Below are 21,382 nucleotides of genomic sequence, written 5' to 3' on the forward strand. Positions count from 1 at the left end.
TTATAATTACCACAACAAAATACATTTGCAGTCACGCTTCAATAAAAGGGAGTAGCTGGCATATCAAATGCACTGTTTCTGGTTTAGTGCATTTTTGTATATGGATTTTCATGCGTCAGAACGGTAGACAGTTCCATGAATCTGTCGCCCGCAGAAAATTGAAATGGCAAGACTTTTATTACAATAGTCGCATATCTTCAGATATGCAGTATTGTAATAAAAGTCTTTTTTATACCCCAAAAACAGGTTATAAAATGCCTTCCCTACAAGGCTTTCATTTTTATAACAATATTAACATTATGCAAGTATTTTTATCTATTTAAGCACTTACATTCAAACACCCAAAAGGAGGAAAAAGAAATGGAATTTTTAACAGACGGAATCCTTGCATTAACCTGGCAGCAAATTGTGATGTTTGCCGTCGGAATCACCCTGATCTGGCTGGCTATCAAAAAGGGATTTGAACCAGCCCTGCTTCTGCCAATGGGCTTTGGTGCCATACTTGTGAACCTGCCTTTTTCCGGAGTTTTAAACCAGACTCTGGCTGGCGGGATCCAGGCAAACGGAGTCATTGAATGGCTGTTCCATGTGGGAATTGAAGCCTCAGAAGTCATGCCGATTTTACTTTTCATCGGAATTGGCGCTATGATCGACTTCGGTCCCCTGCTTTCCAATCCCTCTTTGTTCCTGTTTGGCGCAGGTGCACAGCTTGGAATTTTTGCTGCAATTTTACTGTCCACCATCCTTGGATTTGACCTAAAAGACGCTGCTTCTATCGGAATCATCGGTGCTGCCGACGGACCTACTTCCATTCTGGTATCCCAGGTCCTGAATTCCAAATATATCGGCGCCATTGCAGTTGCCGCCTATTCCTACATGGCACTTGTCCCAATTGTACAGCCCTTTGCCATCCGGCTTGTCACTACAAAGAAGGAACGCTGCATTCACATGGAATATAATCCGAAATCCGTTTCCAAAACCATGAAGATTGCTTTTCCCATTATAGTTACTGTAATCGTGGGGCTGGTAGCACCTCAATCCGTTGCGCTGGTTGGATTTCTCATGTTCGGCAACCTGATCCGGGAATGCGGCGTCCTGGGCACCCTGTCCGACACAGCCCAGAATATTCTGGCAAATCTGATCACCCTGCTTCTTGGAATCACCATTTCCTTCAGCATGCGTGCAGAACAGTTTGTAACAAAAGAGACCTTACTGATTCTGGTGATCGGACTTTTTGCTTTTGTCATGGACACCATCGGCGGCGTTCTCCTGGCAAAATTTATGAATCTTTTCCTGAAAAAGAAGATCAATCCTATGATCGGAGGTGCCGGAATTTCTGCATTTCCAATGTCCTCCCGTGTAGTTCAGAAAATGGCCATGGAAGAAGATCCCACAAATGTAATTCTCATGCAGGCCGCCGGTGCCAACGTGTCCGGACAGATTGCTTCTGTAATCGCAGGAGGCATGGTTATCAACCTGGTGACAAAATTTTTATAAAAAATTTTTATAATGAGGAGGGTCTTATCTATGAATACATCAAATATCATTATTGCACTTGAAATCATGGCAAAAGGTATGGCAGGAATCTTTACTGCCATTCTGATCATCATTCTTTGTGTATGGCTTCTCGGAAAAATCGGAAAATAAATACTCCAATATATCTATAGCGCTTCTCTTTTCATCCCCGACAAAAAAACGAGCCAAGGTCACATGCAGCATTGACCTTGGCTCAATATTTTTACTAATACATCGTTTCGTAAATAACTATACCAATCGCGTAGGATGTAGATCCGAGTGTGCAGGTCTAAAATCCACATTTTCTCTCTGTTACTCTACTGCATCAGCAGCATTCTCAGAGGCAGAACCGGGCTCCCCATCATAATTTTCCAGGAAAGAATGTCTCACACCATATTGTTTATATCCCACAACTGTATCAATATTTACATTCTCTACGCTCTTGAAAATGTTGCCCTCTACAAACGGATTCACCTTTTTCAGGTCACGGATCAGTTCCTTGATTTCTACACGTTTGGAGCGATTTTCGTTATTGCAGGTAGTGCAGGTATCTGTAAATTTACATGCACACTGAATAAAATGGAGATCATTGTAGTCACGCCATGCCTTAATATCATCCTCCCGCACCAGATACAATGGACGGATCAGTTCCATTCCCTCAAAGTTGGTGCTGTGAAGCTTGGGCATCATAGTCTGTACCTGGGCACCGTAAAGCATGCCCATAAGAATGGTCTCAATCACATCATCATAGTGGTGACCAAGTGCAATCTTGTTGCAACCCATTTCTTTTGCAAAGCATAGAGATGCCCGCGGCGCATTCTTGCGCAAAGATAACAAGGAGATTTCTCCACATTAAATACAGACTCAAAAATATCAGACTCAAAAATACGAATAGGAATATTTAACCTTCTGGCGTTTTCCTCGATTACCTGACGGTTGGCCGGACTGTAGCCCGGATCCATAACCAGAAATTTCACCTCGAAATCAAATTTATTATGAAGCTTCAGTTCCTGGAAGCACTTTGCCATCAGCATAGAGTCCTTGCCGCCGGAAATACAGACTGCAATCCTATCTCCCGGCTTCACAAGCTCGTAAGTATTGATTGCCTTGGTAAACCTGGACCAGATTTTTTTCTTAAATTTCTTGCGAAGACTGATCTCCACATTTTTCGCAAAATCTTCGTCCTGGGAACTCTTCATGGCATCCATAAGCCAGGCAATGTACCCTTTCTCAAGGCTTACTGCATCCAGCCCCTCTTCCTCGAGCTTCTTAGCGATTTCTTTACTATTGATTCCGCGGCTGCAGCAAATAACCAGTTTTCTGGTCTTATCCACTTCCGGATTCTCCATGATTTCCTCTGGCTTACAGGCCAAAGCCCCCTTAACAGCGCCATGGGAAATCTCAATCTCGTCGCGGACATCAATGATCTGATAGGACTCCGCTGGTAACTTTTTTAATTCTTCTATTGTTATACTGCTCATTTAAATCCTTCCCTGAATATATTCTATAATGTCCATACTTTATATCACGATCTCAACAAAACTGTAACTCGTTCCTGCTCAGAAGAAACCTTGCTGAATATGATTGTTACTGTTCACTGGTCACGTTCCGCGAGGCGTTTTTTGTGAACAAAGTTCACAGAAAACCCGAGAATTGCGGCGCGAAATCATGCGAATGCATGATTTCTGTGCATCGCGAAGCGCGTTACTGTGAACGGAGTGAACAGTAACATATGATTCTCTAAAGCATGTCCGACATTTTTTTGTTACAAAACGGACATGTCGTCTATCGGCGACATCTCTATATATGAAAATCAGCTGCTGTGCGCCTGCGACACTCCCGCATCTGCCGTTTGTGACGTTCATAGTATCATGTTAATTCCGATTCTTAATCAGTGACACAATAAACAAAATCAACGCCAGTACCGCAAAAAACGGAATCACTGCCACCAGAATATGAAACAGCAAAAAGACGACTATCAGCAGGATCACCACGCCCAGAAGTTTGCTGTACCAGGTATCAAACCGCCATACATGTACATGATTCCGGCTGGAGCTCTGGGTATTCTGTGCGTCATCCGAATAGGTGCTGTACTCCTCATAATCCAGCTGCCCGTTATCCACATCTGTATCCAGCAAAGTCCTGGCGATCAGCCTTGGATCTCCAAGTTCATCAAGAACCTGCTGCTCATCGCGTCCACTACGTACCTGTGACTGAATATAATCTTCATAGTAACGCACATGCGCCGCCACCTTACCCTCATGCATCTGTCCGGACAGCTGACTTCTCAATGTATCCAGAAATTCTGTTCTATTCATTCAATTATTCAACCTTTCTTATATAAAACCACGAATCATTATCCTGTTTCAAACAGGCTCTGTGCATTTTCTATTCTAACAATACTTGCCCTCATACGCAACTATCCAAGTCATAAAATTTTTATGAAGTCTGAATCGGAGATTATATTTTTCCATTCAGACAAATTTTCTCCACATTCAAAGCATTTGTTATTTTTCACAAATATACATCGTCTTTTTTGACAATAATGCTGTCTGTTAATTTATTGACAAAATGTTTTTTTAATGATACAATGAGCACATCAATTGAAAAGCTTCTGAATACTGACGGATCGTGGAGTTAACCACAGGGACTTCAGGAGCAGATCATGAGGATTACTGTTTACAGCAGCTGCATCATATTTTGCAGACAGCATAGACCGTAATTTCCAGCCGACCGTCTGGGCAGTATTTGAATCATCAGATACTGCCCTTTTTTTACCGGGAGGTACCTCTGACATGAGGGAAATACCGTTGTCTTTTTAAGAAGCGGTCATATAAAAACCATTTAATCTTACACAACGAAAGGAGCTTTTATTATGGGGTTTAAAAGTGACATCGAAATCGCACAGGAATGTGAAATGAAACCAATCACTGAGATTGCAGCTAAAGCAGGTATTGCGGACAAATATCTTGAGCAGTATGGTAAATACAAAGCAAAAATCGACTACAATCTTCTGAAAGAAACAGATAAGAATGATGGCAAACTGATTCTGGTTACCGCTATCAACCCGACTCCTGCCGGAGAAGGAAAAACCACTACTACAGTTGGTCTGGCAGACGCTATGCAGAAGCTTGGCAAGAACGTTATGGTAGCTCTTCGTGAGCCATCCCTTGGACCGGTATTCGGTGTAAAAGGCGGTGCAGCAGGCGGCGGATATGCCAGGTAGTTCCAATGGAAGATATCAACCTTCACTTCACAGGTGACTTCCACGCAATCGGCGCAGCAAACAACCTTCTTGCAGCAATGATCGATAACCATATTTTCCAGGGCAATGCTCTTAACATCGACCCACGTAAGATCACATGGAGAAGATGTGTAGATATGAACGACCGTCAGCTTCGTAATGTAGTAGACGGACTTGGCGGAAGAACAAACGGTATGCCTCGTGAAGACGGCTATGACATCACGGTAGCTTCCGAGATCATGGCTGTTCTCTGTCTTGCAAGTGATATCAAAGACCTGAAAGAAAGACTTTCCAGAATCATCATCGGTTATACATATGGCAAACCGTCAGAGCAGAAACCGGTAACAGCTGGTGATCTTCATGCAGAGGGTGCTATGACAGCACTTCTGAAAGATGCTCTGAAACCAAACCTTGTTCAGACACTGGAGCATGTACCTGCAATCGTTCACGGCGGACCATTCGCAAACATTGCTCACGGATGTAACTCCGTAACCGCTACCAAGATGTCTCTGAAGCTTGCTGATTACACCATCACAGAGGCTGGATTCGGTGCTGACCTTGGTGCCGAGAAATTCCTTGATATCAAATGCCGTATGGCTGGTCTGAAACCAAATGCAGTTGTTATCGTTGCTACTGTCCGTGCACTGAAATACAATGGCGGCGTTCCGAAGGCTGATCTTAACAATGAGAACCTTGAGGCTCTTGAGAAAGGTCTTCCAAACCTTCTGAAACACGTAAGCAACATCAAAAATGTTTACAAGCTTCCATGTGTTGTTGCAATCAATGCATTCCCGACAGATACCAAGGCAGAGCTTGACCTGGTAGAAGCAAAATGTAAAGAGCTTGGCGTTAATGTTGCACTTTCTGAAGTATGGGCAAAAGGCGGCGAAGGCGGTATTAAATTAGCTGAGGAAGTAATCCGTCTTGTTGAAGAGCCAAACGACTTCACATATTCCTATGAGCTTGAAGGCTCTATCGAAGATAAGCTGAACCAGATCGTTCAGAAAATCTATGGCGGTAAGAGAGTTGTTCTCACAGCAAACGCTCAGAAACAGGCAAAACAGCTTGAGGAACTGGGATTCGGAAACTGCCCGATCTGTGTAGCAAAAACACAGTACAGCTTAACAGATGACCAGACCAAGCTTGGTGCTCCTACAGACTTCGAAGTAACCGTTCGTAACCTGAAGATTTCTGCAGGTGCAGGCTTCATCGTAGCCCTCACAGGAGAGATCATGACCATGCCAGGTCTTCCAAAGGTTCCGGCTGCTGAGAAAATCGATGTAGACGAAACAGGTAAGATCACAGGACTGTTCTGATTTTTACATGTCAGCCAGGTTTCCGTGTAAACATGGATTTGGCACGTTGCTCACAAAAATCAACGCCCGGGAGACCCAAACTCCCGGGCGCTTTTTACATACAAGCAAAGTGTATCCTTTGAAAATAAAATAAAGGATTTTATCAGCCTGCCAGGGACAGACGCCCTGGCAGTATTATGTATATTACTTATTTCAGCTTCTCCCCTGTAAGCATCTCATATGCCTGGAGATATTTGTCAATTGTCTTGTCCACGATTTCCTGTGGAAGAGTCCAGTCGTTGTCCGGGTTTGCTTTCAGCCAGTCACGGGCAAACTGCTTGTCAAAGGATGGCTGGCCATGACCTGGCTCATATCCATCTGCCGGCCAGAATCTGGAGCTGTCCGGTGTAAGCATCTCATCACCAATAACAATATTACCATTTTCATCAAGTCCAAACTCAAATTTGGTATCTGCAATAATAATACCTTTGCTTAAAGCATACTCAGCACATTTTTTATATAATGCGATGGTGTAATCACGAATCTTCTCTGCATACTCCTGACCATGTCCCGGATAGTATTTCTCAAGATGGGTAACGCTCTGCTCAAAAGAAATATTCTCATCGTGGTCGCCAATCTCAGCCTTGGTAGAAGGTGTGTAAATAGGCTCAGGCAGCTTGTCAGACTCTTTCAGACCTTCCGGAAGAGTAATTCCGCAAACTGTACCATTCTTCTGGTAGCTTGCCCAGCCGCTTCCAGTGATATATCCACGAACGATGCACTCAACCGGGATCATATCCAGCTTGCGGCACATCATGCTGTTTCCGTCAAACTTATCCTGCTGGAAAAACTCCGGCATATCTTTTACATCAACAGAAATCATGTGGTTCGGCAGGATATCCTGGGTCATATCGAACCAGAACTTGGACATCTGTGTAAGAACAGTGCCTTTCTTCGTCACTTCGTTGTTCAGGATCACATCAAAACAGCTGATACGGTCTGTCGCAACCATGATCAGGCTGTCTCCGTTGTCGTAAATCTCGCGTACTTTGCCTTCTTTAACTGGCTTCATTTCCTGCATAGCTTTACACCTCATCACTTTTCTATTTTTCATTTTTGTAAAAGTCCCAAAGGCATGACTGTTTCACAATCTCAGCCTGCCTGTTTCCGCTTTTACAGCACCCAATTATTTTACCATTTTGCAAACAAAAAAACAATTCTCTTAAATGCCGAAATCAAGGCATCTTTTCCCGAAATCCATGTGAATCTTCACATGTAACCATTCAAAGTGATTGATTCCTGCACTATCTTCGTTTTATAATAAGAAAAAACAACCAGCAGGATACTCTGCCTGCGAGGGGCATTTCAGCTCACAAAACTAATTTACCATATATTCCAGGAGGCACTATGATCTATAAATTTGCAGCCGCCGACATGGACGGTACTTTATTAAATGACAAAAACGAAATTACACCATACACCATTGAAATAATCCGGCAGGCAGCCGCGCAGGGACTGATTTTCTCCATTTGCACCGGGCGCCCCATTCAGGGAGTGGAGCGCTATCAGAAACAGCTGGGCATTCAGGGACCTGTGATCACTTATAATGGGGCTATGATCCTGGATTCTGCTGACGGACGCGTTCTGTATAGACAGGAGCTGAAAGCTGACGATGCGCGTCTGATTCTGGAAGCAGGACTGAACTATGATACTACCATGTGCATCTGGTCGGACAATAGATTATATGGGAACAAGCTGAATAACCGGATTCAGGAATACAGCCAGGCTACCAAGGTAACGCCCCTTCTCATGCCATCTATCGACAAGCTTTTGGCGCAGGGAATTACGAAAATTCTCTGGTATGACGATGTTTCCCAAATTCAGCAAATAGAAAAAGAGCTACGGAAAACAGCTCATTTTCATAACGTAACTTTTTGCACCTCCAAGCCCTTCTATCTGGAGTTCTTCAGCAGTAAGGTGTCAAAGGCTGCAGCTATTGATTGCATTGGTAAGCTCTACGATTTCACCCCCGCTGAAACTATCGCTATCGGCGACGGTTTCAATGACCTCTCCATGATCCGCTATGCTGCCCTTGGCGTTGCCATGGCAAATGCACCAGATGGCGTGAAAGAGTCTGCGGATTATATCACTGCACGCACTAACAATGAGGATGGTGTTGCAGAAGTTCTGGAAAAATTTGTTTTATAGGATCATGACTATACAAAAATGGTGATTGTGTTAATTATTTCACATTCAACACAATCACCATTCTATTAATCCGTTTTAAACCAAATTATGTCCGCCTTGCTATATCTCTTGCAGATTCTTAAACATTACAACTGTAGACTTCGCTCTTACAGCCGAATATGCTTGCTACATCTCTTACAGATTCTTAAACAGCGGCTTCATAGCCGGATACAGTTCTTTGAACTTCTGGTATCTCTCCTCATATTTCGCAGCCAGTTCTGGAGTAGGCTCTACAGTATCCACTACTTTTGCAAGCTTCTTGCCAGCAGTCTCAACGTCCGGATAAACACCGCATCCTACTGCTGCCAGCATAGCACCGCCAAGGGATGGTCCCTCTTCCACTTCCAGAACGTCAACCTTAATATTCATAACATTTGCAATAATCTGCTTCCACAGCGGGCTCTTTGCACCACCGCCACAGATCTTGGTACGCTCAATTTTAATTCCAAGACTCTTTGCAACCTCCAGAGAATCACGAAGTGCGAAAGCAACTCCCTCCAATACAGCCTGAGTCATATCTGCTCTTGAGGTGTCCATGGACATGCCGAAGAATACGCCTCTTGCATCTGGATCGTTGTGTGGGGAACGCTCGCCCATCAGGTATGGCAGGAAGAATACGTGATTCTCACCAAGCTTCTGGATAGGCGCCTGCTCTGCTGCGAAGTCCTTCGTTCCAAGAATCTCCTCGGCCCACCATTTATTACAGGAAGCAGCGCTGAGCATACATCCCATCAGATGATAGCTTCCATCTGCATGGCAGAAAGAATGAAGGGCATTGTGCTCATCTACACCAAAATTCTTGCTGGAAATAAATACAGTTCCAGAAGTACCAAGGGAAATATTGCACTGTCCATCACCAACTGTTCCAGTACCAACAGCTGCTGCCGCATTGTCTCCAGCACCAGCGATAACCTTTACATTCTCAGAGAAGCCAAGCTCTTTAGCAACCTCTGGCTTCAGTGTTCCAACAACCTCCCAGCTCTCATAAACCTTCGGAAGCTGCTCCTCTTTCACACCGCAGATTTCCATCATTTCTTTAGACCAGCAGCGATTCTTTACATCCAGAAGAAGCATACCTGAAGCGTCAGATACATCTGTGCAGAAGGAGCCGCTTAAACGATAAGCCAGGTAATCCTTTGGAAGCATGATCTTCACAACTTTTGCAAATTTCTCTGGCTCATTTTTCTTCATCCACAGGATCTTCGGAGCAGTAAAGCCTGCAAATGCGATATTTGCAGTATACTGGGAAAGCTTGTCCTTTCCGATCACATTATTCAGATAATCTGTCTCTTCAGAAGTACGTCCGTCATTCCACAAAATTGCAGGACGAATTACCTGATCCTGATCATCTAAAGTTACCAGTCCATGCATCTGTCCGCCGAAGCTGATTCCGGCAACCTGGGAGCGGTCAATGCCCTCTGTCAGTTCTTTCATACCAGCCATACTCTGGGTATACCAGTCTTCCGGATTTTGCTCAGACCAGCCCGGATGCGGGAAAAATAATGGATATTCTTTTGATACGATATTACAGATTTTTCCGGATTCTTCCATAAGAAGAAGTTTTACTGCGGAAGTACCAAGATCAACACCGATAAAATACATTTTTATCCTCCTTAAGTTCATGCCTTAGGCGTTCCTTCTAGGCTTTCCGGCCAGAACCCTCTTAGAATGCTCTGCCCGCCTATTCTAAAAACAGCCGTACCGCATAAAGTGGTACGGCCGTTTCTATATACGCCTATAATTCTATTCAAATCGTCCCTTCCTGCTTTTTAAGCAAGAAGCAATCATTCTACATTGCTCTCAACTTTGTACACAGCAATTACTTACCGCTTATTTAAGTATTAGCCCCATGGATTCTCTGTAGGATATCTTACACCAGCCGGCTGGTTGTAACCGATTTTCTTAACATCAAGTCCAAGGAATTTCACTACTTCGTAGAATGCCTTTCCATAATGTCCGAACATAACTGCACCGTGATGCGGGTAATTACCCTCGATCAATACGTGACGGTAGAATCTTCCCATCTCTTTGATTGCGAAGATACCAATACCACCAAAGGATCTTGTAGGTACGTCAAGAACTTCACCTTCTGCAACATAGGAAACAAGCTCTCCTTCAGAGTTGCACTGCAGACGATAGAATGTAATATCAGAAGCAGCGATATCACCCTCAAGAGTTCCTCTTGTGAAATCTGGTTCAGATCCTTCCGGCTCAAGAAGTCTGTGCTGGATCAGCTGATATTTAACAGCTCTGGAATCGCACATCTTGCAGGCCGGAGTATTTCCGCAATGGAAGCCCATGAATGTATCGGTAAGCTTATAATCATATTTGCCCTTGATATCCTCATCATAGATGTACTGAGGAACGGAGTTGTTGATGTCAAGCAGTGTAACAGCGTCATTGGAAATGCAAAGTCCGATATACTCGCTAAGAGCTCCGTAGATATCAACCTCGCAGGATACCGGGATTCCTCTTGCAGCAAGACGGCTGTTTACATAGCATGGCTCAAATCCAAACTGTGACGGGAATGCAGGCCAGCATTTATCAGCAAATGCAACGTATTTTCTGGCGCCCTTGTGAGCCTCAGCCCAATCAAGAAGAGTAAGCTCGAACTGTGCCATTCTCTCACTAAGGTCAGCATAGTATCTGCCCTCGCCCATTTCCTTTGCCATATCTGCGCAAACCTCTGGGATACGAGGATCGTTCTCATGCTCTTTGTAAGCAACCAGAAGGTCAAGCTCAGAGTTCTCTTCGATCTCAACACCCAGCTCATAGAGTCCTTTGATTGGTGCGTTACATGCGAAGAAGTCCTGTGGACGTGGTCCAAAGGTAATGATCTTCAGGTTACGAACACCGATAACGGCACGTGCAACTGGTACGAAGTCAGCGATCATGGTAGCAATGTCAGTTGCAGTTCCAACCGGATATTCCGGAATATAAGCTTCAAGATGACGCATCTTTAAGTTGTAGGAGCAGTTCAGCATACCGCAGTAAGCATCACCACGACCATTGATCATATCGCCATCGCCCTCAGCAGCAGCTACATACATGCAAGGTCCGTCAAATCTCTCAGCAATCAGGGTCTCTGGAGTCTCTGGTCCGAAGTTTCCAAGGAAAACAACAAGTGCATTACACTCAGCTTTGTTTACATCCTCGAGAGCCTTCTCCATGTCTTTCTCATTCTCAACAGTTACTGGACATTCATAAAGCTCACCCTTGTAAGCGTCCATGATAGCTGCGCGTCTCTTCTCAGAAAGCTGAATCGGGAAACAGTCACGGCTTACTGCGATTAATCCAAGTTTTACTACTGGTATATTGTTCATAATAGGTATTCCTCCATATTTTAATTTTTTAAGAAACTTTCAATTGTGGTAGCTATGTAAGCTCCTCAAGTCTCAATATTCATTTTTCAAACAGACTTTAGTAGTTACCCACCAACAACGTGTCGGTTTATCTTCTGAAAAAAATGAGCAACTATGAATTATTTTATCAGTCAATTGTGATATTCTCACCCTTCAGACCATTAAATGCGCCAGCGATCTTCGCATCCTCATGTGCGATCAGCCATTTGTTCTTGGCTGTCATCAAGCTGTCCTCTCCCGTCTTCTCAGTCTGGAAAGTAAGGTCTGTGTTAGTTCCTTTCGGAAGTACAACAACACACTGGAAACCGCCCTCATTCACATGACATGGTGCGTAGTGAAGTGTGGTAGCGTATACCTCGATTCCGGTTCCTGCCGGTACAAGGAATGCCTCGATCTTAGATGTATCATAGGTATGATCCGGCTCAATGTCCTGCTGATGTCCGATAAGAAGGACAAGATCTGTAACCGCTACATTGATCTCGGAATTACGATGATACTCCACTGCATTCAGCTTCTTGTTATGGCCGTTGCAGTATCCGATCTGGATCGGCAGCCCGCCGTATCCCTTGTTCTGCAGGTCCTTCATAATATCCAGTGCCTCCAGCTCCTCAACAGATGGAACATAGATTACGTCCTCTGGAACCGGAGTGTGTTTCATCTCCTTGATAAGACCTGTAAAGTCGTATCCCTCCAGCACCTGTCCATATTTACGGAATGCCGGATCTGTTACTTTCTGAATCTTCACGATTAACCTCCTTTTGCGCATATCAGAATGCGGACATGGCTGCTATCTGCCACTCTCACAGCAGTCCAACATGCTCATACTCAAGATTCCCGAACCAGCTGCTGATCTCAGTCTGCCCTGGTTCTTTCTGCATGAAAAAAGCATACCATATTCTGATATGCTTTACGACGGTTTTCTTGTCTTATCTATAGCACTTTTTTGACATTTTATTCTTTTGGAGTTGTATTAAATTTTTGTCTTACTTCGCTTGGAAGTCTGTTATATTTCTTCTGAAACTCTCTGGAAAAGGCTCTGCTGCTGGCAAAGCCGTTGTCCAGGGCAATCTGGCTCACTGTTTTCTCTGTATTCATCAGTTCCCGACATGCATAAGACATGCGAATTTCCTGTAAATAAGTCTTAAAATTGATTTTTGCATACTTTTTGAACATTCGCGACAAATAAGCGTCTGAATAGCCAAATAAATTTGCCATCTCAGAAAGTTTCAGTTCTTCTGTATAATGCTCACGCATATAAGTGGTAATTTTTGACAAAGCATCCAGTCGTCGGCTATCCTGAATTTCCTCCTGTGCAGCCTCGGTCTCACGATAATCCCTTACCATCAGGTACAAAATATTGTAGTACAGGGCCATAGTCCGGTACTCCCATCCTTCTTCACGGGCACAGTACACCTTATAAAGCTCCTCAATAAAAAATGCCAGCTTCCGATTATCCGGAGCCTTGGACTTCTGATCCTTTGCCACACGGGCTGCACTTGTAAATCGGATAAACCGCTGGGCAGTAAAATATTTTTCAAACTGCTTCAGTGGAATCTGCAAAACCACAGTCTCATTTTTCCTGGGGGCGTGAATGGAGTGGATCTCATTGGAATTGATGATGATCAGCCGCCAGCCTCCAGGGGGTACTCTTCTTCATTAAGAAAAAAAGTCAGTCTGCCTTTTAGCACTGCAAAAATCTCAATTGAGGTATGCCAGTGTTTTTCTCTTTCGTAATTGCCGTGTCCGCCTTCAAATAAAAAGATTTTGAAAGGAAGACCTCGTTTGGTATGATCAATTCATGCTGAAATTCCAAGATTTCACCTCCGGCAGGTATATTTCTATAAAGCCGCGCCATTTTCTTTCAGTTCCGAACCGGCTAGAGCGTGTTTGAAAAAGGCTTTCTGCAAGATGTTCGTCACAATTTGTGGGAGATTTCGCTCGGATGAGGGCGCCGTAGCGGGCTACGGCAACCGAATTCAGGTGAAATATACCGCAAAGTGGAGCGTGCAGATTGCGGGAATGATTTTTCAAACACGCTCTAAAGTCTCTTGCTGTAAGAATATCATTTTCCCCTATATTTGACAATCCTGTTTCTTAGATTCTTTTTGGCTCCGCTGCCACGTCTTTTCTCGTTTCGTATTTTCTTAAATACAAGTTTTTTCTTATCTTGTATTTACCAGCTCAAACGCTTATAATTGAAATTAATTTTCAATATGTTATTTTTATTTTCGGGAGGTTTATCATGAAATTTATATATCCTGCTGTTTTTAAGAAAACCGAAGATGGTCGTTATAAGGGAACTTTCCCAGACCTGGAAGGCTGCTTCGGAGAAGGAGACACTTTAGACGAAGCTATCGAAAGCGCTAACGCTGCTGCATTCGACTGGATTTCTGTAGAGCTCTCCGAAGAAGTTCCAGAGCTGCCTCCGATCACAGATCCAGATGATATGGAATTAGAAGATGAGGATGTGGTCAGAAATATCCAGGTGAACATCCGGTTGTATGATGGGTGGGATGAATGAAGTTTACCGTGAGTGTTTGAAATGTCCGCTTACGTTCCAGACTTCACTGACTTACCTAATAAGTCCAAAATGGGGAGGCAAAGCCTCCCCATTAATTTTACCACTGTACCTGGTCAGAACCTTCTCAGTTACAAAATATTTTTGTTTTATCTTGCCTGCTTCTTCACTGCCACTGCAATGGACAGACCGGGAGCATAATATGGAATCAATGTAGCCTGCAGTGCATGATAAATATCAGACTTTCCAGGCCATACGGTCTCCAGAAGATTGTTCTCTCTGTCCAGCTGGTGGAACCAGGAACCGTTTACGTGATCCAGAACTTTCTCATCCAGATATTTCATAAACTCTGCATAATCTGCTGCGTATTTCTCATTATCTGTTACATGGAACAGAACGGAAGAGGTGTTGATTGCTTCTGCAAGAGTCCAGTGCATTCTGTCATGGACTACAGGTTTGCCGTTCCAGTCTGTTGTGTAACAGATTCCCGGTGCACCGTCTGCATTCCATGCGTCAGCAACTGCGCGGTTATACAGATTCTCTGCAGCTTCAATATAAGGTGCTGCGCCAGCCTTATCCTCTTTATATGTAGAAAGCGCCCACTGTGTGATCAGTCTTGCCCACTCAATTCCGTGTCCCGGAGTTGCGCCGTATGGCTTAAACTGGTCGTCCGGGCGGTCTTTGTTGCATTCCAGATCCGGTACCCAGTCACTGGAAAAATGCTCCGGTATACGCCAGTTATTGTCCTTTGCCCATACCAGAACATGGTCGATGATCCTGCCTGCACGTACACGATATTTCTCATCCCCGGTCACATCAGCTGCGGCAAGAAACGCCTCAACGGTATGCATATTTGCATTCAAGCCTCGATAGGAATCCAGCTCTGTAAATTCTGTGTTCCAGGTATCACAGGAAAGTCCTTCTTCCTCGTTCCAGAATCTCAGATCATAAAGTGCCAAGGCATCTTTCAAAAGCTCTGCTGCCCCTTCTCTGCAGGCCAACACGCCGGAAGAAGCTGCCAGAATTACAAATGCATGGGCATAGCACTGCTTGGTTGGAACAATTTCATTGTCCTTTGTAAGACCTGCATACCAACCACCATTTTGATCATCGTGAAGCTCGCCTCTAAGCCCCTTCAACGCTGCATCAGCCAATGCCTCGCTGCCTTCATGTCCAAGCATGGAACCAATGCTGTACACATGTGTCATACGGCTTGTGATCCAGGTTTCACGGTTACGGTCTTTCCAGGGAGTGCCGTCATCTCCAAGATAATAGGAGCTTCCTCCTGGTGACGGAAACTGATGTCCGAAGCTTAATAAGCCATCTCTAACATCCTGCAGAAATTTCTGGTTTTCAGCTGTTCCAAGCTGATATTTATTCTCTGTAACTGCCATTTCTGTTTTCTCCTTTTATACTGTAATATCCTGTGAAAGTCCCGCTCTACAGCTGACTCTCATATATAGTGATGTCACAAATAGGCAACAAATCCGTTTTGTGATGATCTCCCACTTTGCAATCTTCATTTTACCTTATCTGGAAGGCCTTGAACAGAGGGGTGAACTTTGGCTTTTATGGGGATTTTTACTGTTTCACTTTTCTGACACAATTATACTCCCAGACGGGATTTCGGTCAATTTATTTAAGTTTCATCAAAACAGCCGCCATTAGTACGTTATTTGCACTAATAGCGGCTGTAAATGTTATTATTGTTATAATAATCTATATTCTGTTTTTTTCAAAAACAGTTCCAATCAGCAGATAGCTTTTCCAAGCTCAATGCAGGCTGCCTGAGCCTCATCATCGGGCTCTTCGTTGCAGATTACACTGTCAACAGCAAGTGCAACGCCATCGTTCTGGCATTTTTCTTCCCAGCTGCGCATCCAGTCGCCGTCTCCCCATCCGTAGGAACCGAAGAGCGCTACTTTTTTGCCTGCAAGCTTTGGCTCACATGCTTCGAATACCGGCTGGAATACGGAATCCTCAAGCTCCTCATCTCCCATTGCAGGGCATCCGAAAGCTACACCGTCAAAACTGCTGATATCTGTTCCATCAAAATCATCTGCACTGATCACTTCTACCTCAGCTCCTGCAGCTTTTGCACCTTCCGCTACTTTATTTGCCATTTCCTCTGTATTACCAGTTCCGCTCCAATATACAACTGCTACTTTACTCATAACTTCACTTAACCTCTTTCTTTTATAATTTTATTGCCAGCCTGTGAGATCATTTATGTTTTATCCTCCACATCTGGCACTTTAATAACGAAAGTCAGCTTTTCCGTGACTCTTATCGCTTTTTGGCTGTCACCCATAGTGGACTTTCATTGTATGTCAGGCAGCCACTGTCAGCTGCAGAACACTCCTGCCTTTTGCCCATAGATTCCGATAAACCTCCCGGCATTTATGGTACTTCTGAAACATTTTCAATGCTTCACATTCATTACAATATACTTTCCAGCAGCCGGAACATTTATAATTCTGTCCGCCATTCTGGATAAAACCAATTACGTCCCCAAGTGGATAATCAAGAAAAATCCCAATCTCATGTGGAAAATCTTCTGATGCCTCAAAGCGCTTCTTCAGTAACGCCAGGCACTGTTCCGGTTCTGTATTTTCATATCCATATTTTTCCAGAAACCGGGCAACTCCAGGACGATTCAGATTCTGTGCCAGCTGTTTTTCCCGGTATACATAAACCAGAGAACGGTTACCACGACTGCGAAGTGCCAGCAGCTTCACGCCCTTTGGATTCATCAGCTGATTCCACCTGGAAATCTGAAGGTCTATATTTTCTCCCTCTTCACAACAGGCATTGAAAAGATTGGCTGCTTTTAATGAAGCAAGGGTGGGAGCACAGTGCTCAATGAGACATTTCTCAATCATGATAAACTCCTTATCTTTTTTATGCCATCACCGCATGCTCATCCAGCGCACACTTTAAGGCGCTTGCGCTGCTGGTATGGATGCGCGCTACCGGAATGTTGTTTTTCTTTGCTTCCTGGGATGCACTGATGACCATTTTATGGGACACTGTATTGGTAAAAAGCACCATCAGATCCGGGCATCCGATTTTTTTACGGATGGCGCCGTTCTCTTTTGGAAAAACCTTCGCCTTATATCCATAGTCTTTGCAGATATCGGTATACTGACATACCATTCTCTCATTTCCGCCGATGATTACAATACTCATGTAAATTGTCCTTTCCGGGTTTCCTGAAGCTTCTGAAAATGAAGAAACCTCCCTGCTTCCATGCAATGTTTTCTCCTTATTTTCGTTAGTCTGTTCTAACCCTTTATTAAAAAAATTAGAAGCTTTCCGTTTACTGTTTACAACCTTCCCAGTAACGCCTGCACTTCTGAAATATGTTTTAGTTGCTGCAGTCCTTTACATTTTATTTTATGTAAAATGTGCTGATTATATATTTTTATAGTTCTACGCTTTGGTTAGCTTATGCTAACTTTTATGGTGTTAGTTTACACTAATTCCTTATTTCTGTCAAGTACTAAGCAAAAAAAAGAGAGCTAATGAAAAACAGTCTCATTAACTCTCTGATTATATTCAGAAGTTCCACTATTACCGCAGAGCGTGTTTGAAAAATCATTCCCGCAATCAGAACCCGATTTTTTTACAATGTCCGCAATGCGCGACACATCCGTTCAGATTTCCTCAGTGCCCACCAGATTCTTCATACTGTTCATACCGATCAGCAATGTTGAAGTATTGTGAAGCAATGCTGAGGTAGTCGGCTGCAGGATTCCGGCAACGCCCAGCAGGATCAGACCAGTGTTAAATCCTACGATCGTTCTGTAATTATTGTGGATACGCTTCATCAGCGCGTCACTGATATGCTTCAGAATTACGATACCTTCCAGATTATCCGCACCGATAGTGATGTCTGCGATCTCTCTTGCAATCTCGGCGCCTTCGCTTACTGCAATACCTGCGTCAGCTGCAGAAAGGGCCGGGGAATCGTTAATTCCATCACCAAGCATGACAACCTTGCGTCCTTTTGCTTTCTCTTTTTCCACAAAGCTTGCTTTATCTTCTGGAAGAACCTCGGAATAATATTCATCAACGCCAACCTTGGCTGCAACAGCCCTGGCTGTACGTTCACTGTCTCCGGTCATCATAACCACCTTGCTGAATCCGGCTTTTTTCAGCGCTTTTACAACTGCAGGAGCTTCCTCACGGAGAGGATCCTCAATGCAGATAACAGCTGCAAGACTGCCTTCAATTGCAAGATACAGATGGGAATACTCATTTGGAAGATTTTTAAACTTCTCTTCCATGCCTTCCGGAATGGTACATTTCTCATCCTCGAATACAAAATGGGAGCTTCCGATGATTGCTTTTTTCCCTTCAATGGTTGTAGAAATACCATGAGCCACAATGTATTCTACTTTGGAATGCATTTCCTCATGATCCAGTTTTCTCTTCTTCGCTGCGTCTACAACAGCTTTCGCCATGGAATGGGGAAAATGTTCTTCCAGGCAGGCTGCAATTCTTAGCAGTTCATTTTCGTTCTGTCCATTAAACGGGACAACCTCAGCTACTGTAGGTTCTGCCTTGGTAAGCGTACCAGTCTTGTCAAATACGATCGTATCGGCATCCGCAACTGCCTCCAGGAATTTACCGCCTTTCACAGTGATTTTGTATTCTCCTGCCTCCCGGATAGCGGAAAGTACGGAAACCGGCATTGCCAGCTTCAGAGCACAGGAGAAGTCAACCATCAATACGGAAACAGCCTTGGTTACATTTCTGGTAAGCAGATAGGTAAGTGCTGTACCGCCAAGTGTGTATGGGACCAGTCTGTCCGCCAGGTGCTCGGCCTTGCTCTCAAGACCGGATTTCAGCTTCTCAGTATCCTCAATCATGGCTGCGATCTTCTCATAACGGCTGGAACCACCAACTGCTTTTACAGTAATGACAGCCTCACCCTCTTCCACAACCGTACCTGCGTATACGGAATTTCCTTCCACTTTTCTTACAGGAACAGATTCACCAGTCAGGGAAGCCTGGTTTACCATAGCCTCGCCCTCTGCGATCAAACCGTCAAATGGAATCACATTTCCCATATGTACTACAACCATATCTCCGGCCTGGATCTTGTCTGCGTCCACCAGCACCTCTGTACCTTCACTGCGAAGCCATACCTTACCAGTGTTCAGAGACATGGTACGTGCCAGATCATCCACAGATTTCTTGTGGGTCCACTCCTCAAGCAATTCTCCAATTCCAAGCAGGAACATAACAGAACCGGCTGTGGAGAAGTCGCCGCGGAAAATGGAAACACCGATTGCAGTTGCATCCAGAACCGGAACCTCGATCTTACGCTTCCAGAGTGTCTTAACCCCCAGCCAGATGTATTTCACAGACATTGCGGTGGTATAGATTGCAGACAATGGATATGGCAAAAGCAGCTTGCGTCCGTAATGGAAAATAACTTTATTTACCAGCTTCTCCTTATAAGTCTCATTTAATTCTCTTCCGGAATTCTCCAGCACCTGGGCGGGTACGCTGACACGGCTGTAACCAAACGCCTGAATTGCCTTCAACAGTTCATTTCTCTCTCCTGTGTAGTAAATAAGAGCATCACTGGTACGGTTAAAGACCTGAGCCTTCTTTACTCCATCCAGATTTTCCAGATAATACTGAAGGGTATCTGCCTGGGTAAAATTCATATATTTCTGAAAAAGATGGACTCTGATACGTCCTTTTTTCTCATGTTTAACTGTAAATTTCAACTTGTTCACCTACTTTTTCTTCAAAGCAAAAGTTGCTGTTCATTACGTTCACCACAATCACTTCGCGCTACACTCTTCGCGTTTTCAGTAAAATTTGTTCACCCAAAATATCCGGCAGAACTTTTCGAACGAACAGCAACGATTAAGAGGACTGTCGCAAAAACGGCAGTCCCCAATATGTTTGCAATGTATTTCACTGCCATCTTACTCAGCAGTTTCCTCTGTCTCAGCTTCTTCAGTTTCTTTAAACTCAGTCTCGCTCTCAGCTGCCTCATCCTCAAACGGCTCCTCAGCTGCTTTTCTGTCCTCATTGATCTGCTGTGCATCTGCATAGATATCACCTGCATTTTCCTGAACAGTTGTAACCGTCTTCATTACACAGTCCTTTGCTCTTAAAACAGCTGCTGTGCACTCTGTGTAAACTTTTTTCGCATCTTTGCTGGAAAGAAGCTTGATACCTGCTGTTCCGAATAAAACACCTGCTGCAAAAAGTCCTGTCTTGTCCCATTTAAAACTTGCCATGATTAAATTCCTCCTTATAGTGAAACGCTATTGTTGTTAATTGTTTTTCAATATTTTGGTATTATATATCAGGTTTTCTGAAATTCCCAGTACTATTTTGCTTATCGAGAAATATTCTCATTATCTCCCTGTTTTAGGGCGTGTTTGAAAAAACTTTCTGCAAGATGTACGTCACAATTTGAGTGAAATATACCGCAAAGAGGAGCGTGCAGATTGCGGGAATGCTTTTTCAAACAGGCTCTAACTCTCTCCCCTGGATAACTGCTATTTTTATATGCCTTCATACTATCATGCAAGTTTTCAAGCACCGCACTTTGACATGGTCATCTCAATACTCTCAATATCCTGATCTCCAATATAGCCCATATTTTTCAATCCTTCTCTTACAACCTGTTTCCAGACTTCAGAAGGCAGCTTACAGACAGTAGCATCGCTAAGTCTTACCGTGCAGCCATTTTCCTGGCAGCATGCTGCACAGCTGGAAATCCGGTACATGTTCTTTCGGCTGATGGCGCCGATTTTTTCCAGCATATTTACCATACGGTAAATTGTGGCAGGTCCAATATTTCGGTCTTTCTCCTGCACCTTGTAATAAATCTCCTTACAGCAGGAACACTCCTCCTCCAGAATAATATCCAGTATCAGCTGGCGCTGTCTGGTGATCCTGCAGCCTTGTTCGCGTAATCGTTCAAGAATCATATCTTTCTGCATTTGTGTCCGCTGATATGCTTCCTGATTTTCATATGCTTTTTCTTCAACTGCGTTTTTCATCATTTTCATCGCCATCCTTTTTGATTTCTGTATGATTTTATATCAGGGCTGGAATTTCTATATAAGGAGAAACCATAACGGTTCACGCCTTCACTGCTGCAGAGCATCTTTTTCCAAAGTGAAAAGATATGGTGATTTCCCCTTATATAAAAATTCCAGCCTGT

At 43.9% G+C, this 21,382-nt stretch carries 19 protein-coding genes and 2 pseudogenes; 5 read left to right on the forward strand and 16 right to left on the reverse strand.

Going from position 1 to position 21,382, the window contains the following annotated elements:
* Window positions 1-360 precede the first annotated feature (360 nt).
* The gene (locus tag DW904_RS14240; protein ID WP_118581790.1) at window positions 361-1,497 is read left to right on the forward strand and encodes a sodium ion-translocating decarboxylase subunit beta; all 1,137 of its coding nucleotides are present in this window, start codon (window positions 361-363) and stop codon (window positions 1,495-1,497) included.
* 330 nt (window positions 1,498-1,827) lie between these two features.
* Here DW904_RS14240 and DW904_RS14245 read toward each other — a convergent pair.
* Both DW904_RS14245 and DW904_RS14250 read right to left on the reverse strand, forming a co-directional pair.
* Window positions 1,828-2,996, reverse strand: a pseudogene (locus DW904_RS14245) (ATP-binding protein).
* Between the two features lie 393 nt (window positions 2,997-3,389).
* Complete coding sequence (locus DW904_RS14250) at window positions 3,390-3,833, reverse strand: DUF1700 domain-containing protein (protein WP_118581793.1); 444 nt, start codon at window positions 3,831-3,833, stop codon at window positions 3,390-3,392.
* A 557-nt stretch (window positions 3,834-4,390) separates the two neighbouring features.
* On the opposite strand from DW904_RS14250, the pseudogene DW904_RS14255 reads away from it, so the two are divergent.
* Window positions 4,391-6,075 (forward strand): annotated as a pseudogene (locus DW904_RS14255) (formate--tetrahydrofolate ligase).
* Between the two features lie 187 nt (window positions 6,076-6,262).
* On the opposite strand, the gene DW904_RS14260 reads toward DW904_RS14255, so the two are convergent.
* A complete protein-coding gene (locus DW904_RS14260; protein ID WP_173717512.1) occupies window positions 6,263-7,135 on the reverse strand; it encodes a phosphoribosylaminoimidazolesuccinocarboxamide synthase in 873 nt (290 codons plus the stop codon).
* Between the two features lie 326 nt (window positions 7,136-7,461).
* Between DW904_RS14260 and DW904_RS14265 the strand changes: the two genes are divergently transcribed.
* Entirely contained in the window at window positions 7,462-8,262 is an 801-nt protein-coding gene (locus DW904_RS14265) for a Cof-type HAD-IIB family hydrolase (RefSeq protein WP_118581796.1), read from the forward strand.
* A gap of 174 nt (window positions 8,263-8,436) precedes the next feature.
* Here DW904_RS14265 and xylB read toward each other — a convergent pair whose 3' ends face one another.
* From xylB to DW904_RS25725, 6 genes are all read right to left on the reverse strand, one after another.
* On the reverse strand, window positions 8,437-9,903 hold the full coding sequence (gene xylB, locus DW904_RS14270) for a xylulokinase (protein WP_118581799.1): 1,467 nt from the start codon (window positions 9,901-9,903) through the stop codon (window positions 8,437-8,439).
* A 239-nt stretch (window positions 9,904-10,142) separates the two neighbouring features.
* On the reverse strand, window positions 10,143-11,624 hold the full coding sequence (locus tag DW904_RS14275; RefSeq protein WP_118581802.1) for a fucose isomerase: 1,482 nt from the start codon (window positions 11,622-11,624) through the stop codon (window positions 10,143-10,145).
* 166 nt (window positions 11,625-11,790) lie between these two features.
* Window positions 11,791-12,408 carry a DUF4867 family protein gene (locus DW904_RS14280; protein WP_118581805.1) on the reverse strand — a complete coding sequence of 206 codons (618 nt, stop codon included), beginning with the start codon at window positions 12,406-12,408 and terminating at the stop codon, window positions 11,791-11,793.
* 206 nt (window positions 12,409-12,614) lie between these two features.
* The gene (locus DW904_RS14285; protein WP_347562153.1) at window positions 12,615-13,229 is read right to left on the reverse strand and encodes an AraC family transcriptional regulator; all 615 of its coding nucleotides are present in this window, start codon (window positions 13,227-13,229) and stop codon (window positions 12,615-12,617) included.
* A gap of 56 nt (window positions 13,230-13,285) precedes the next feature.
* Window positions 13,286-13,459: a cupin domain-containing protein gene (locus DW904_RS25720; RefSeq protein WP_347562159.1), complete on the reverse strand. Its 174-nt coding sequence runs from the start codon at window positions 13,457-13,459 to the stop codon at window positions 13,286-13,288.
* Window positions 13,455-13,652 (reverse strand): DUF6783 domain-containing protein, encoded by a 198-nt coding sequence (locus DW904_RS25725; protein ID WP_308768503.1) that lies wholly within the window; start codon window positions 13,650-13,652, stop codon window positions 13,455-13,457. Before DW904_RS25725 ends, DW904_RS25720 begins: the two co-directional genes overlap by 5 nt.
* Between DW904_RS25725 and DW904_RS25730 the strand changes: the two genes are divergently transcribed.
* Window positions 13,572-13,745 (forward strand): DUF6783 domain-containing protein, encoded by a 174-nt coding sequence (locus DW904_RS25730; RefSeq protein ID WP_306467822.1) that lies wholly within the window; start codon window positions 13,572-13,574, stop codon window positions 13,743-13,745. The genes DW904_RS25725 and DW904_RS25730 overlap by 81 nt on opposite strands.
* Before the next feature lie 160 nt (window positions 13,746-13,905).
* Window positions 13,906-14,184, forward strand: coding sequence for a type II toxin-antitoxin system HicB family antitoxin (locus DW904_RS14295; RefSeq protein ID WP_118581811.1), 279 nt, complete (start codon window positions 13,906-13,908; stop codon window positions 14,182-14,184).
* Window positions 14,185-14,330: 146 nt separating this feature from the next.
* Here the strand turns inward: DW904_RS14295 and DW904_RS14300 are convergent, their stop codons facing one another.
* The 7 genes from DW904_RS14300 to DW904_RS14335 all read right to left on the reverse strand — a co-directional run bounded on the left by DW904_RS14300 (window position 14,331) and on the right by DW904_RS14335 (window position 21,221).
* The gene (locus DW904_RS14300) at window positions 14,331-15,575 is read right to left on the reverse strand and encodes an AGE family epimerase/isomerase (protein WP_118581814.1); all 1,245 of its coding nucleotides are present in this window, start codon (window positions 15,573-15,575) and stop codon (window positions 14,331-14,333) included.
* A gap of 357 nt (window positions 15,576-15,932) precedes the next feature.
* Window positions 15,933-16,355 (reverse strand): flavodoxin, encoded by a 423-nt coding sequence (locus tag DW904_RS14305; protein WP_118581817.1) that lies wholly within the window; start codon window positions 16,353-16,355, stop codon window positions 15,933-15,935.
* A 156-nt stretch (window positions 16,356-16,511) separates the two neighbouring features.
* The gene (locus tag DW904_RS14310) at window positions 16,512-17,063 is read right to left on the reverse strand and encodes a DUF3793 family protein (protein WP_118581820.1); all 552 of its coding nucleotides are present in this window, start codon (window positions 17,061-17,063) and stop codon (window positions 16,512-16,514) included.
* Between the two features lie 19 nt (window positions 17,064-17,082).
* Window positions 17,083-17,370 (reverse strand): DUF2325 domain-containing protein, encoded by a 288-nt coding sequence (locus tag DW904_RS14315; RefSeq protein ID WP_118581906.1) that lies wholly within the window; start codon window positions 17,368-17,370, stop codon window positions 17,083-17,085.
* Window positions 17,371-17,837: 467 nt separating this feature from the next.
* Complete coding sequence (locus tag DW904_RS14320) at window positions 17,838-19,925, reverse strand: heavy metal translocating P-type ATPase (protein ID WP_118581823.1); 2,088 nt, start codon at window positions 19,923-19,925, stop codon at window positions 17,838-17,840.
* A gap of 204 nt (window positions 19,926-20,129) precedes the next feature.
* Window positions 20,130-20,447, reverse strand: a complete 318-nt coding sequence (locus DW904_RS14325) for a DUF6110 family protein (protein WP_118581826.1) — start codon at window positions 20,445-20,447, stop codon at window positions 20,130-20,132.
* Window positions 20,448-20,747: 300 nt separating this feature from the next.
* A complete protein-coding gene (locus DW904_RS14335) occupies window positions 20,748-21,221 on the reverse strand; it encodes a transcriptional repressor (RefSeq protein ID WP_306467816.1) in 474 nt (157 codons plus the stop codon).
* Window positions 21,222-21,382: the final 161 nt, after the last annotated feature.

This window comes from Ruminococcus sp. AM42-11 (assembly GCF_003480145.1).
GTDB lineage: Bacteria > Bacillota > Clostridia > Lachnospirales > Lachnospiraceae > Blautia_A > Blautia_A faecis.